Here is a 12969-nt window from a genome sequence, read left to right as displayed (position 1 = left end):
ATCAAACCACGGAGCTTTCCCATGACCACCCAAGCCCAAACCCTCGCCGGCAAGACCGCCCTCGTCACCGGCGGCTCGCGCTCGATCGGCGCGGCCATCGCCAAGCGCCTGGCCGCCGACGGCGCCCAGGTCGTCCTGACCTACAGCGCTTCGCCCGCCAAGGCCGACGAAGTCGTCGCCGCCATCACCGCCGCCGGCGGCAAGGCCGTCGCCGTCCAAGCCGACGCCGGCAACCCTGACGCCGTTCGCGCCGCGGTCGCCAAGACCGTCGAAACGTTCGGCGGTCTGGACATTCTGGTGAACAACGCCGGCGTCGCGGTGAACGCGCCGATCGAAGACTTCGCCTTCGCCGACTACGAACGCATGATCGCGGTCAATGTCACGGGCGTCTTCGTGGCCACCCAGGAAGCGGTGCGCCACATGAAGAACGGCGGCCGCATCATTCACATCGGCAGCTCGATGACCCGCTACGCGGCGTTCCCGACCGCCTCGGTCTACACGCTGACCAAGGGCGCCGTCGCCGGCTTCAACCGCAGCCTGGTGCGCGACCTGGGGCCCAAGGGCATCACGGTCAACACCGTCCATCCCGGCCCGACCGACACCGACATGAACCCCGCCGATGGCCCCATCTCGGCGATCGTCGGCCCGGGCATCGCGGTGGGTCGCTACGGCCAATCCGAGGAGATCGCCGGCCTGGTCGCCTATCTGGCCAGCCCCGAAGCGGCCTTCGTCACTGGCGCCGACATCCTCGCCGACGGCGGCTTCACCGCCTGAACCCGTCGCCCTCTAGCTGAAGGATTACGATCATGACTATCGGCATCATCGGCGCGGGCGCCATCGGTTCGGCCTTTGCGCGGGCTTTGGCCCGCGCGGGGATCGAGGCGACGATCGCCAACAGCCGCGGTCCTGAAAGCCTGGCCGGGCTCGTCCAGGACCTCGGTCCCACGATAAAGGCCGGCACGCGTGAGGACGCCGCCAGCGCGGACATCGTCCTGGTGGCGGTGAACTGGTCCAAGCTGCCCAAGGCCCTCGAAGGCCTGGGCGACTGGAAGGGCCGCATCGTCATCGACGCCAACAACCCGATCGAAGCGCCGCTCTTCCGGCCCGTCGATCTGGGCGGTCGGGCCTCAAGCGAAGTCTTCGCCGACCTCGTTCCGGGCGCCCGCGTCGTCAAGGCCTTCAACCACCTGCAGCCTGGCCTGATCGCGGGCGATCCGCGCAGCGAAGGCGGTCGTCGGATCCTGTTCGTCTCCGGTGACGACGCTCGGGCCAAGGCTCAGGTCGGCGCGCTGATCGAACGCCTGGGCTTCTATCCTCTCGACCTCGGCTCGGCCGAAGTCGGCGGTCGTCTCGCCCAGTTCCCGGGCGGTCCGCTGCCCACCCACAACCTCGTCAAGTTCGGCTGAGCCGACGCCCCCGCCTTCTTGGCGGGGGCGCTCATTCGGAGTCCCGCCATGGGTCCCTCAACTTCCGAGGCCGTCCCGGACCATCAGGGTCCGGCCGCCTCTTGGCTGGCCGTCGCCACGATCGGCATCGGCGCCTTCGCTCTGGTCACTACTGAGTTTCTGCCCGTGGGCCTGCTGCCCAAGATCGCCCAGGACATGGGGATCTCCGAAGGCGTTGCCGGCCTGTCGGTGATGACGCCCGGCTTCGTCGCCGCCGTCGCCGCCCCGGCGACCATCGGCCTGGCGGCCGGGTTCGATCGTCGTAAGGTCCTGCTGTTCCTTCTGGGTCTTCTGGCAGTGTCCAACCTCGTCGTCGCCCTGGCGCCCAACTTCGTCACGATGCTCATCGGCCGCGTTCTGCTCGGTCTGGCCGTCGGCGGCTTCTGGACGATCGGCGGCTCGCTGGGTCCGCGCTTGCGTCCGGGCGCCGAGGGCCCCAAGGCCTCGGCCCTGATCCTCTCGGGCGTGTCGGTGGGCACGGTGGCTGGGGTGCCGGCGGCCGCTCTGCTGGGTGAAGCCTTCGGGTGGCGGTCGGCCTTCGTGGTCGCCGCGGTCATGGCCGGCGTGGTGGCGTTCGCCCTGTCCATCGTCCTGCCGAGCATCAAGCCGCAATCGAGCCGGGGTCTTCGCGGCCTGCCCGATGTTATGCGCCTGCCGATGGTGCAGCTGGGGTCGGCTGCGGCGATCCTGATCTTCATCGGGCAGTTCGCCGGCTACACCTACATCACCCCGTTCCTCAATCAGGTCAGCGGCGTCACCGCCGCCGCGCTCAGCGCGGTCCTGCTGGGTTACGGTGTGACCGGCTTCCTGGGCAATATCGTCGGGGGCTGGATCGCCAGCCGCAACGTCCGGGTCTCGGTCGTGGCCATGGCGGCCTTGACCGCCGGTTCGGTCTCGCTCCTGGCCCTGACCGGCGCCAACCCGATCGCGGCGGTGATCGCCGTGCTCGCCTGGGGCCTGGCGTTCGGCATGCTGCCGATCACCATGCAGACCTGGATGTTCAACGCCGCGCCCGACCGCCTGGAGAATGTCGGCGCGCTCTTCGTCTCGGTGGCTCAGCTTTCGATCGGCGCGGGCGCGCTGGTGGGGGGCCTGATCGTCGATCGCGCCGGCGTGACGAGCGCCATGTGGGCGGCCGCGGCCTCGGCGGTCGCCACCGGCCTCCTGATCGGCCTGGCCGGTGGGCGGGTTAGCGCCGGCGCCGGCGCCCACGCTGAGCCAGAAGCCGTGGCGGCCGAATAAACGGCGGCGAGGGATCTCCGGGGCGGCGCGGGTCAGACACCCTGCGTCGCCCATCCGCCGCCGGATGATCCAAGAACGGGCGCGGCGATCCGGGTTAGCCCTGGATCATCAGCCGCCCAGTGTTCGAAGGATGCACCCTATGACCGGCACGTTCGCGTTCGATCCCGCCCGCCGCGCGATGGTCGGATCCCTTGGCGGCCTGGCCGCCCTCGTCGCCGCATCAGGCGCGTCGGCGTCTTCAAAGACCGATACGCCCCAGGACGCCCAAGCGCGCGCCATCGTGGGTCGCCTGATCCGGGAGGTACAGAGCGGCGGAGATTTCGCGCTCTTCGAAGAACTGTTCCACCAGGACTTCGTCGACCATACACCCTTTCCGGGCTATTCGCCCGACAAGGCCGGGGCGCGGCGGATCTACCACACCTTCCGCGACGCCTTCCCCGACTTCCGAGCCGAGGTCCACCTGCAGGTCGTCGCCGACGGCCGCGTCACGTCGTTCAAGACCTATCGTGGCACCCACAAGGCCACGTTCATGGGCCTGGCCCCGACGGGGCGACAGATCGCATTTCCGATCATGGACATCGTCGAGGTCCAGGACCGTAGGATCACCGCCCATTGGGGCGTGCCCCATGGCCTGATGCTCTTCCAGCAACTGGGCGTGTCGTCGTTCGACCAGATCAAACCCAGCTGATCCGTCGCTCGCTGACGATTAGCTATGGGAGAACCGCCGGACGCCGGACAAACCGTTGGACCGATGCTCGTATTTCCCCCGTCTCATCCGGCGCGAGGCGAAGAAGTACGTGGCGAAGCTCGCCATGAGGAGCAGAGAGCCAGTCTCCGAAGAGCGTTGCGCGCCAGTCCGGATTCTCGCCATGGGATATCGGAACTGTCCAAGCCTTGCCGCCCATGAAGAGTGGTAGGATATCGCTCAATTGGGCGCAGGCGCCGGCGGCGATATCAGGGATGGCGGCGAGGTCCTCCACCCAATCAGGCATGTTGAGCGCCTCGGTCGTCACGAAGTTCTGATCCGCGGGCTTGCGCCATCCGGTGAGACCAAACGTCAGGTAGCTGGCTAGGCGGCTGAAGCGTTCGCGTCGATCATAGCTGTCGAGTGTTTCGTCGTGGTCGCTGATCCAGAGGGACGGCTGGTCTTCGTTACGCAGACCCGCCTGGAGCACCGCGACCAGGAGCGCCAACCGGTAGATCTTCTCGATCCCCGCGTCGGTTTGGTCGGGCAAGAAGCAATCATCCAGGACTTCCGCAAGCGCCCTTGGGCCGCCCTCGATGAAGCTGCCAACCCGATTATCAATCATGACCGTGATTAGGTTGGCGGGCAGTTTTCCAACCAGCTCGAGGAAGCGCGGATAGGCTCGCCGTCGCATTCCCTCCCGCAATTGCTTGAAGGACAGCCGCCGGCCATCGGGCAACCACTGCGCACGAAACGAGGCGCGTAGCGGCAGCCATGCTTGCAGCTTGTCCCAGGTCGTGATCAGGAACGAATAGACCTCGTGGGTCGCTTGCCGATGCTGGCCCGAGTAGTCACTGACAAGCACTTGCGTGCCTTGATCGACCGGCCACAGAAGTTCGGCATCGCGTTCGTCCACGCTCTGCAAAACGTCACTAAGAAGCCGCTCATAGCCAGAGGCGCGATGAGAGAATGATCGCCAGACCCTCATCGCCCCACGCCCCGAGGCCGCGACAGTTTCTCGAACGATCTTGAGCGGCTTGGGGTTGGGATTGTCATTTGCCTAGCTCAACGCCCAATCGGACGATTGTCTAGATCGCCCGCAGTCAGGCCGCCAACAGGTGTTGACGGCGCCAAGCCTTCGGCGACGCGCCGGTGGCGCGGCGGAACAGACGGCAGAGGTGCGATTGGTCGGCGAAGCCGCACTGATAGGCGATCTGGCTCAGCGCTTCGCGACCGGCCAGCATCATGGTCTTGGCGGCCTCGAGGCGACGACGGGTGATGTAGGCATGGGGCGTGTCGCCGAAGCTGACCTTGAAGGCCTTGCCAAAGTGGCTTGAGCTCAGGGAGACCAGTGCGCTGAGTTCGGTGTTGGTCAGCGGCGCATCGAGGTTGGCCTCAATGTGCTTGCGCAACTTTTTGGCCTGCCATGGCGATAGACCGCCGCTTGCCAGTCCGTCTTCGCTCGGCCCTGTGGCCACGGAGACGATCGCAGAGGCCTTGGCCACCAGAGCGCGCGCCATCGCGGCTTCGGGCTCGAGCGTCCGGTCGAGCGCTTCGAGCACTTCGCGCAGGTCGGCGAAGCTGCGACGCTCTTCGTCCAGGATCTGCATGGCGAGCATTCCCGAAACCGGCGCGGCGTTGGCGGTGTCGATGGAAAGGAAGGACATGGCGGTGATCCCTTACTGACGCGCCCGTTTGGGCTCCGAAGTCTGGGGTCACTGTTCTCCAGGCCAAGGCCGGGTCGCCATTGCACCCGCGCTTGCTCCGAGGCCTCCCGGTGTTTGGCCGCTTCATACCCGGGTATGGAAAAGGCGGCGCAGGTTTAACCGCCGCCGCGCCTACGCGTCCGCCGCCGTCTCAGCCTGTTGCTCGAAGCGCATGATCAGGAACCGCGCCGCGGGCCCCGGCGGAGAGTCGCTGCGATAGATGGCCTGGAGGCGATAGGGCCCGCCTTGCGCGTCGGGCATATCGAGCGCGACGAGCCGCCCATTGGCCAGGTCTTCGCGGACCATCGGTTCGGGCATGTTGCCCCAGCCGATGCCCTCGCGCAGAAGCATATGCTTTGATCCAAGGTCGGCCAGGCGCCAGGTGCGATTGCCGACCACCGCGAAATCCTGGCCTTCTGTCAGGTTTGAACGGTCGGTCAGAACGAGCTGAACGTGGTCTCGGCCCGCGCCCGGTGGATTGCGTCCCGCCCGTGCAAGCGGGTGATCTGGAGCGGCGACTGGGACGAGCTGGACCGATCCAATACCGATGCGCTCGATCCCGCCCGTGCTCACCTCCAACGGCCCGCTGACCCCAAGGCTGGCCCGTCCGGAGGCCACCATCTGCGTGACCGCGCCTAGCGCCTCGGTGTAGAGGCGAAGGGTCACGGCGGGATAGGCTTCCGTGAAGGCTCGCAGGGCGTCGACGACACGCTCGGCCGGTAGCATGACGTCGAGCGCGAGCAGGACTTCCGGCTCGACGCCTAGCGCAAGCCCCTTAACCTTGGCCTTCAGTCCGGCGACGCCGCCGATGATGGAACGCGCCTCGGCGACCACGGCGCGCCCGGCGTCGGTCAGAATCGGGCGCTTGCTGTTGTCCCGATCGAAGAGCACGACGCCCAATTGAGCTTCGAGGTTAGCGACGCCGTAACTGACGACGGAGGGCGCGCGCCGGAGATGGCGGGCGGCGGCGCCGAAGCTGCCGCCGTCGACGACGGCCAGCAGGATCGCCAGTTGGTCGAGGGTTGGGTTACCCGGATCGCTCATCGAAAATCTCGAAGGGTTATGCGGTGTTTGTTCGACGCATTCGTCGATCCGAGACTTGGCCAGGGATTTGCCGCTCGGCAAGGCGCGCCCGTCCCCTGATCGGATTTGGAAGCCAGTTCCCGCCGAGGGCGTCAAATATCGACGAGGCGTCCAAGGCGACGCCCCTGCGCATCCGCACATTCGCCGCGCTTGTGAAAGGAACCTCCGTCATGACCATCGCCATCATCGGGTCCGGTGCGATCGGCTCGGCGCTCGCACGTCGCTTCGCCGCCAGGAGCCTGAGCGTCCAGATCGCCAACAGCCGGGGCGCCGGCTCGATGCAGCCGCTCGTCCAGGAGCTGGGCGACGTCATCTCGCCGGTGGAGCTTGATCAGGCGCTGGAAGCGCAGATTGTTTTGTTCGCCGCGCCCTTCGGCACCGCGCCGTCAATCCTTGGCCAGGTTCCCGACTGGAAAGGGCGTATCGTCGTCGACGCGACCAACGCCATCAACTTCACGAACTTCACGCCGATGGATCTTGGCGGGCGGCTCTCGTCGCAGGTCGTCTCAGAGGCGGCTGTCGGCGCGCGCCTGGTCAAGGGGTTCAACACCCTGCCGGCCGCCGTGCTCGCCGCGTCGCCGGAGTTCGCCGGCGGCCATCGGGTCCTCTTCCTGGCGGGCGACGACGACAACGCCAACCGCGAGATCGCCAGGCTGGCCACATCGCTCGGCTTCTTCCCGGCCATTCTTGGCAAGATCGCCGAGGGTGGCCGGCTGCAACAGTTCGGCGGCGCCCTGATCACCCACAACCTGATCAAGATCGGCTAGGCCGCCATTCGATTTCATCGAATGATTTCCGGGACTTTATTCGGCTGTTTTGCGGCGTCCCGTGAATGGCAGATGGCGGCCCTCGCGGCGCCCCGCCGCTGGCTGCTGCTCGAAAGGACCGCATCATGCGCCGTACAAACGTCTTTGCGGAAATCTGGAAATTCCTCGTCTTCGTCACCGTGGTCAGGCTGCTCGCCAAGCGTTTCAGGCGCCGCCGCACGCTGTCATGGCGCTGATCCCAGGAGCGGAAATCTCGAACAAGATCTTCGATTTTTTCCCCGGTGAAAGCCCCGCTGGCCAACGCCACTTGAGGCTCCTCAAGGAGCCCGCCATGTCACCCGTTCGAGAGATCCAAAGCCGCCACCGCGCCTTCCACACCATCGAAGGCGACGGGGTAGACGTCCTGCGCGCCGTCCCCGGTCAGGGCTATGAAAGCGTCGGGCCGTTCATCTTCCTGGATCACTTCGGCCCCATTGCCTTCGACCCAGCCAAGGCCAAGGGTGCCTCGGCCCATCCGCACGCGGGCATCGAAACCCTTACGCTGCTGATCGAGGGGCGGATGAGGCACAAGGACAGCCTGGGCAACGCCAGCACCATGTCGCCCGGCGACGTCCAGTGGATGCGAGCCGGACGCGGGATCGTTCATGACGAGCAACCCGATATCGCGGCCATGAAGCCCGGCGAGCGCACCCACGGCGTACAGCTGTGGATCAATTTGCCTGCCGGCTCGAAACACATTGACCCCGCCTACCGTCACATCGGCGCTGGCGAGATCCCGCTCCTGCCGTCCGAAGGCGGCGCGACGCGGGCGCGGCTGGTGGCCGGCCAGGTCGGCGCGGTGACTGGGCCGGTCGAGACGTTTGGCGCGCCGTTGGCCCTGCACGTATCCTTCGACGCCGACGACTCCCTGGTAACGCCGACGGCAAGCCAGGAACTGGGCGTCTATGTCATGCAGGGCTCGGCCCTGGTCGGCGGCGACACCCGGCCGGTCGAGAAGGGCGAACTGGCGCGCCTCACGGCGGGCCAGCCCGTCGTCCTGTCGGCGACGGCGGGGACGGAACTCCTTGTGCTGGGCGGTGATCGCCTCGATACGCCGATCCTTCGCTACGGCCCGTTCGTCATGAACTCGGCCGAGGAGCTGCAGCGCGCGGTCGGCGACTATCGGTCTGGCCGGATGGGTGTGATCTCCAACCCATAGGTCCCACGCCATCTGTCCCGGTGGTCGCGCGATCCTTCAAGAACCTTGAGCCAGACCTTGGGACCATGGCTCCGGCCTCGCGCCAATGTTCGGAAAAGCCGAACAACTTGGACGATTTTATTCGACTTCATCAGAGACCCATAAGCGCGCATTTCACCCCGGCGGCGGTCGAAGACCGCTTACCCCAAGGACAAGATCATGGACGGGTTCACCCATACGGTTTCGAGCTTCATCGCCGAACATCGCGCCTGGGCGGGACCCATCGTCGGCTTGATCACGTTCGGCGAATCCATGGTGCTGATCGGCGCCTTTCTGCCCGCGACGGTGCTGCTGGTCGTCGCCGGAGGGTTGGTGGCGACCGGCGTGCTGGATGCGACCCAGGTGGTGGTCTTCGCCCTGGCCGGCGCGATCCTGGGCGACGCGGCCTCCTATGCCCTTGGACGCCGCATGGGTGTTCGCGCGCTGGCCCACCCTTGGCTTTCGCGCCATCAGACCTTGCTGACCAGAACCCGCACCGCCACCCAAAAGTACGGCGTCGCCACCCTGTTCCTCGGCCGCTTCGGCGGCCCGCTGCGCGCCTTTGTTCCGATCATGGCCGGCATGATGGCCATGCCGGTCTTGCGCTTCCATATCGCCAACGCGCTTTCGGGCGTGGTGTGGGTCGGCGTCTTCCTGATCCCGGGCTACCTGGCCGGGCGCGGCGTCGCCCTCGTCGCCGACGTTCCTTGGCAGACCCTGGGTCTGGCTGCCTTGGCCGCCGCTCTGGTCATCCTCGTCAGCGTCGCGATTCTGCGTCACCTGCGCGCTGGGACCGCACCTCGCCCTTGCGCCTGCTGAGCGCGGCGGGCAGCCATCCTATTCGACGCGCTTGGATCCAAGATCGCCGCCGCCGCGTCTGCGATGGTCTCCCAGCCGGTCCGACAGGGGCGGTTGACGTGGAGCCGGACACGCATGTTCCCCAGCACTCAGACCAGAAACGAACCGGCCGCCGCCTGGCTGTTTGTGGACGAACTGGCCCATCGCGTGGCCAATGATTACGCCCTCGCCGTGGCCAGCCTGGCGCGGGAGGCGGCGCGAAACGCCAATGTCGAAGTGCGGGAAGCTCTGACGGCCGCGGCGGCCCGCCTGCGTCGCCACGCCGAAAGCCACCGCGCGCTGCAGCCACCGGTCACCCCCGACATCATAGACTTGTCGATCTATCTCCAGGATCTCTGCGCGAGTCTGGTTCGGACCATGCTGGAGGAGCGTGAGATCCGTCTCACGTTCGTCGACGCGCCCGTGGCGATCGAGGCGCAACGCTGCTGGCAGGTGGGCCTTGTGGTCTCCGAGCTGATCACCAACGCGGTGCGGCACGGCGATTTGGCCTGCCAGGGATCCATTCGCGTGAGTGTCGATCTCACCGAGAATGAGGAGGTTCGCTGTCGGGTCGCCGACAACGGCGGCTGCTTGGGCGAGCCCCGGCCAGGCCGCGGCTGGCGGATCGTCGACGCGCTCGCCGATGAGCTCGGAGGCTCGATAAGGCGACGGTTCACGCCCGTCGGCGCCCTGATCACCCTGACGTTTCCCCGAACGCTAAGGTGACAGAAGCGGACGCGGCCTGAGCGACCGGCAAGCGCAGTCGGAAGGTCGCTCCCCGGGCGGCCTCTCCGTCGAGCGTGATCTCGCCGCCATGGGCCTCGATGATCGTTTTGCAGATCGACAGGCCCATGCCCATGCCGTTGGACTTGGTGGTGTAGAAGGCGTTGAAGAGCTGGTCCCGGCGCTCGGGCGCAACGCCAGGGCCGGTGTCGCTGACCGACACCGTGACACGGTCGCCGTCCAGCGTGGTACGGATGGTGAGGTTTCTCTCGGGGCCGCCAGCCTCGCCCATCGCCTGGACGCCATTGATCATCAGATTGACCAGAACCTGCTGAAGCTGGACGCGGTCGGCATCCAACTCCGGCAGGTCGGCCGCGAACTGCAGTTGCAAGGCCACATCGTGAGCCGCCAGTTCGCGGCGAACGAGGAGGGTGGCGTCCTCAACGAGACCGTTGATCGCGACCCTGGCCTTCTCGGGTTCTCCTTTGACGGCCATGGTTCGGATCCGCCCGATGATGCCCGACGCCCGCGTGGCCTCTCCGATCATGCGGTCGATCGCCTTGCGCACCTCTTCCAGGTCCGGGGTTTCGCGCCGCAGCCAACGCATGCCCGCCTCGCCGTTGGTGACAATGGCGGTGAGTGGCTGATTGACCTCATGGGCGATCGAGGCGGTCAGTTCGCCCAGGGTCGAGATTCGAGCGGCATGAGCGAGTTCGGACTGCACGCGCTGAAGATCTTCCTGGGCGCGAATTCGGTCGGAGATGTCGATGATGCCCACCAGCGTCGTGCCCCGCTGCAAATGCTCGCGCGGGAAACAGCAGGTGAAGAGGCCGTCGAAGTCGCGGCCGTCGTGCGTGCGGAACTTGGTCTCGGCCTCGAAGTGGGACTTGCGTTCCAGGGAGGCCATGACGCTGGCGGCGAAGATATGTTCGCTCGACGGCGGCCAAAAGCGGGCGACGGGACCGACCAGCTGGTCGCGAGTGGCGTTGAACAGCTGCAGCGACTTGTCGTTGACGTCCACGACCTGGCTACATTCCATCATCTTGCGCACGAAGCCCGGGTGGTCGGCGATGTAGGCGCGCAGATCCGTCACGCCATCGCTCCTGAGCCGGCCGAGGATCCCGCCCAGAGCAGAGAAGTCGAGCTCCCAGAACGATACGCTCATGGCGTGGAACACGTTGCGGAAGCGATATTCGCTACGGCGCAGGGCCGCCTCGGCCCGGCGGCCTTCGGTGATGTCGCGGCCGGTTTCGAGGATCTCGACCGGTGTCCCGGTCTCGTCGCGACGCAGCGACCAGCGCGTGGAGATCACCACTTCGCGGCCGTCGGCCAGGCGCCGCGTCAGTTCGCCCTGCCACTGGTCGGTGGCCAGGAGCTGGCTGTTGATTTCGTCGAGGGGTGCGGGAAAGCGGGTTTGAAGGAGATCATGGGCGTTGGAGAGCCGAGCAATCTCCCGGCTGTGGCCGTACAGCTCCTGAGACCCCTGGTTCCAGAAGGTGATGTTGTCCTGCAGGTCGCGCACGAAGATGGCGTCGTGGGCGAGGTCGAGCATGCCCGCCAGCTCCTGCTTTCGCCGAGCGACATCAAATACCAAAATGTAGAATCCCTCGAAGCCCGAAGGGCCCATCTTGGGCATGTAGCGGATGGCCGCGTCGCGCATGCCGCCGTCGCGGTGGGGTACCTGGGCGTCGAAGGCGACCTGATCGCCGGCCGCGACGCGATCAAGGAAGGGTCGGCGGGCGGCGTACAGCTCTGGGCCGATGAAATCGAGCATCGCCTTGCCGACCAGATCCTCCGGCGGGCGCCCATACCATTCACGGTGAAAATCGTTGGCGAAACGACAGACGTGGTCGGCGTCGAAAAACGAGATCAGCGCCGGCACCGCATTGGTGATCGCACGCATGTCCTCCTGCGAAACGCCCGTCTGTTCGGCGGCGTCGAAGGCCTTCAACATCATCCTCACCAAAGGTTGCGGGCCTTTATTGACGGCGCTCGGCGGTTGGTCCAGCTATCAGGCCAAATGTCAGAGCCCACTGTCCACATCGTTGATGACGACGCAGCTGTCCGCGACGCGCTCGACAGCTTGTTTCGCTCCGTTGGCCTAGCAACCCGCGTGTTCGCCACCGCGCAGGACTTCTTCAAGTCCGGACATGCGCATGACAAAGGGTGCCTCGTCTTGGATATCCGGTTGCCGGGCGTGAGCGGCCTCGACTTCCAGGCTCAGCTCAATACGGCCGACATCCGCATGCCCGTGGTGCTGATGACCGGCCACGGCGACATCCCCATGACCGTTCGCGGCATGAAGGCCGGCGCCATCGACTTTCTGGCCAAGCCGTTCCGCGACCAGGACATGCTCGATGCGGTGATGGCCGCCATCGCCAAGGACGAGACCCAGCGCCAGCAGCGCACCGGGATCGAGGAAGCGCGCCAGCGCTACGAGACGCTGACCGCCCGCGAGCGCCAAGTCATGGGCCTGGTCGCCGGCGGCCTCATGAACAAGCAGATCGCCTTCGAGATCGGGCTTTCGGAGATCACCGTGAAAATCCATCGGAGCACGGCGATGCGGAAGATGGGCGCCAAATCGATGCTTGAGTTCGCGCGTCTGGCCGAGCTTCTGGGGTTGAAGGCGACGGCTGCGTCATAACGCCATAGACCCGAGTATAATTTCACGGCCAGCAGGTTTGCGGCACTTATGCCCGCGTCGACGTCGCCTGCGCCTGGAGCGGCCCGACGTCCGTAGAGGATGTAGTGGTGTCGCAAGCTCCCCTGATTTCGGTGGTCGACGACGATGAGGCGGTCCGCACCTCGCTCGAGGCGCTGATCCGTTCGCTCGGCCACAGGGTTGCGACCTTCGACTCCGCGGCGGCCTTCCTCGCCTCCGACCATGCCGGAGACAGCGCTTGCGTCATCAGCGACGTCCAAATGCCAGGTCTCAGCGGCTTCGACCTGAAGATCGCCCTCACCGAGCGCGGCGTCGCCACGCCCGTCATCCTGATTACGGCCTTCGTCGACGAGCGCGCTCGACAGCGCGGCCTCGAGCTCGGCGCGGCCTGCTTCCTGAAGAAGCCCTTCACGGGCGAAGCCCTCATCACCTGCCTTGAGGACGCTCTGACGCGCCAACCTGAGCCTTAACGTAGGGGCGCATGAGACTGGCAAGGTTCAGGTGCTTCGTGCCCTCGGAGTTGCAGACCCGTCCGCTACCTGCGCGAGTTCGACCGTCCTAGGCTCGCCTTTCCAGCGGCGCTGTCCTTTATACTGCGAATCG

At 66.2% G+C, this 12969-nt stretch carries 14 protein-coding genes; 10 read left to right on the top strand and 4 right to left on the bottom strand.

Annotated elements, in window-relative coordinates; translation table 11 throughout:
- The first annotated feature begins 21 nt into the window (after positions 1–21).
- The 4 genes from AC07NG_RS06010 (at position 22) to AC07NG_RS05995 (ending at position 3375) form a co-directional block, all read left to right on the top strand.
- Positions 22–774: a 3-oxoacyl-ACP reductase family protein gene (locus tag AC07NG_RS06010; RefSeq protein WP_492860816.1), complete on the top strand. Its 753-nt coding sequence runs from the start codon at positions 22–24 to the stop codon at positions 772–774.
- A 32-nt stretch (positions 775–806) separates the two neighbouring features.
- A complete protein-coding gene (locus AC07NG_RS06005) occupies positions 807–1406 on the top strand; it encodes an NADPH-dependent F420 reductase (protein WP_492860817.1) in 600 nt (199 codons plus the stop codon).
- A 48-nt stretch (positions 1407–1454) separates the two neighbouring features.
- The gene (locus tag AC07NG_RS06000; RefSeq protein WP_492860818.1) at positions 1455–2687 is read left to right on the top strand and encodes an MFS transporter; all 1233 of its coding nucleotides are present in this window, start codon (positions 1455–1457) and stop codon (positions 2685–2687) included.
- 139 nt (positions 2688–2826) lie between these two features.
- The gene (locus tag AC07NG_RS05995; protein WP_492860819.1) at positions 2827–3375 is read left to right on the top strand and encodes an ester cyclase; all 549 of its coding nucleotides are present in this window, start codon (positions 2827–2829) and stop codon (positions 3373–3375) included.
- A gap of 22 nt (positions 3376–3397) precedes the next feature.
- On the opposite strand, the gene AC07NG_RS05990 is transcribed toward AC07NG_RS05995, so the two are convergent.
- From AC07NG_RS05990 to AC07NG_RS05980, 3 genes are all read right to left on the bottom strand, one after another.
- Positions 3398–4288, bottom strand: a complete 891-nt coding sequence (locus AC07NG_RS05990) for a hypothetical protein (protein WP_492860820.1) — start codon at positions 4286–4288, stop codon at positions 3398–3400.
- Between the two features lie 187 nt (positions 4289–4475).
- Positions 4476–5039, bottom strand: coding sequence for a helix-turn-helix domain-containing protein (locus AC07NG_RS05985; RefSeq protein ID WP_494592711.1), 564 nt, complete (start codon positions 5037–5039; stop codon positions 4476–4478).
- A 171-nt stretch (positions 5040–5210) separates the two neighbouring features.
- Positions 5211–6122, bottom strand: coding sequence for a LysR family transcriptional regulator (locus AC07NG_RS05980; RefSeq protein WP_492860822.1), 912 nt, complete (start codon positions 6120–6122; stop codon positions 5211–5213).
- Positions 6123–6331: 209 nt separating this feature from the next.
- Between AC07NG_RS05980 and AC07NG_RS05975 the strand changes: the two genes are divergently transcribed.
- The 4 genes from AC07NG_RS05975 to AC07NG_RS05960 all read left to right on the top strand — a co-directional run bounded on the left by AC07NG_RS05975 (position 6332) and on the right by AC07NG_RS05960 (position 9707).
- The gene (locus AC07NG_RS05975) at positions 6332–6928 is read left to right on the top strand and encodes an NADPH-dependent F420 reductase (protein ID WP_492860823.1); all 597 of its coding nucleotides are present in this window, start codon (positions 6332–6334) and stop codon (positions 6926–6928) included.
- 226 nt (positions 6929–7154) lie between these two features.
- On the top strand, positions 7155–8126 hold the full coding sequence (locus tag AC07NG_RS05970; protein WP_494592710.1) for a pirin family protein: 972 nt from the start codon (positions 7155–7157) through the stop codon (positions 8124–8126).
- Between the two features lie 198 nt (positions 8127–8324).
- The gene (locus tag AC07NG_RS05965; protein WP_492860825.1) at positions 8325–8963 is read left to right on the top strand and encodes a DedA family protein; all 639 of its coding nucleotides are present in this window, start codon (positions 8325–8327) and stop codon (positions 8961–8963) included.
- Positions 8964–9077: 114 nt separating this feature from the next.
- Positions 9078–9707: an ATP-binding protein gene (locus tag AC07NG_RS05960; protein WP_492860826.1), complete on the top strand. Its 630-nt coding sequence runs from the start codon at positions 9078–9080 to the stop codon at positions 9705–9707.
- Here AC07NG_RS05960 and AC07NG_RS05955 read toward each other — a convergent pair.
- Positions 9676–11655 (bottom strand): PAS domain-containing protein, encoded by a 1980-nt coding sequence (locus AC07NG_RS05955; RefSeq protein WP_494592709.1) that lies wholly within the window; start codon positions 11653–11655, stop codon positions 9676–9678. The two genes, AC07NG_RS05960 and AC07NG_RS05955, sit on opposite strands and share 32 nt — an antisense overlap.
- Positions 11656–11724: 69 nt before the next feature.
- Here AC07NG_RS05955 and AC07NG_RS05950 point away from each other — a divergent pair, with 69 nt between their 5' ends.
- Both AC07NG_RS05950 and AC07NG_RS05945 read left to right on the top strand, forming a co-directional pair.
- Positions 11725–12348, top strand: a complete 624-nt coding sequence (locus AC07NG_RS05950; RefSeq protein ID WP_494592708.1) for a response regulator transcription factor — start codon at positions 11725–11727, stop codon at positions 12346–12348.
- A gap of 107 nt (positions 12349–12455) precedes the next feature.
- Positions 12456–12836, top strand: coding sequence for a response regulator transcription factor (locus AC07NG_RS05945; protein ID WP_492860829.1), 381 nt, complete (start codon positions 12456–12458; stop codon positions 12834–12836).
- The last annotated feature ends 133 nt before the right edge of the window (positions 12837–12969 follow it).

The organism is Caulobacter sp. GW821-FHT10C03, from assembly GCF_059415485.1.
The sequence above is the reverse complement of the archived record's forward strand: the minus strand, read 5'-3'. Positions and strand labels throughout refer to the sequence as shown.

Bases quoted from the DNA above. Each gene is read 5' to 3' on its own strand.
- AC07NG_RS06010 (WP_492860816.1), top strand. From the start codon at position 22: ATGACCACCCAAGCCCAAACCCTCGCCGGCAAGACCGCCCTCGTCACC.
- AC07NG_RS06005 (WP_492860817.1), top strand. From the start codon at position 807: ATGACTATCGGCATCATCGGCGCGGGCGCCATCGGTTCGGCCTTTGCG.
- AC07NG_RS06000 (WP_492860818.1), top strand. From the start codon at position 1,455: ATGGGTCCCTCAACTTCCGAGGCCGTCCCGGACCATCAGGGTCCGGCC.
- AC07NG_RS05995 (WP_492860819.1), top strand. From the start codon at position 2,827: ATGACCGGCACGTTCGCGTTCGATCCCGCCCGCCGCGCGATGGTCGGA.
- AC07NG_RS05985 (WP_494592711.1), bottom strand. From the start codon at position 5,039: ATGTCCTTCCTTTCCATCGACACCGCCAACGCCGCGCCGGTTTCGGGA.
- AC07NG_RS05980 (WP_492860822.1), bottom strand. From the start codon at position 6,122: ATGAGCGATCCGGGTAACCCAACCCTCGACCAACTGGCGATCCTGCTG.
- AC07NG_RS05975 (WP_492860823.1), top strand. From the start codon at position 6,332: ATGACCATCGCCATCATCGGGTCCGGTGCGATCGGCTCGGCGCTCGCA.
- AC07NG_RS05970 (WP_494592710.1), top strand. From the start codon at position 7,155: ATGGCGCTGATCCCAGGAGCGGAAATCTCGAACAAGATCTTCGATTTT.
- AC07NG_RS05965 (WP_492860825.1), top strand. From the start codon at position 8,325: ATGGACGGGTTCACCCATACGGTTTCGAGCTTCATCGCCGAACATCGC.
- AC07NG_RS05960 (WP_492860826.1), top strand. From the start codon at position 9,078: ATGTTCCCCAGCACTCAGACCAGAAACGAACCGGCCGCCGCCTGGCTG.
- AC07NG_RS05950 (WP_494592708.1), top strand. From the start codon at position 11,725: ATGTCAGAGCCCACTGTCCACATCGTTGATGACGACGCAGCTGTCCGC.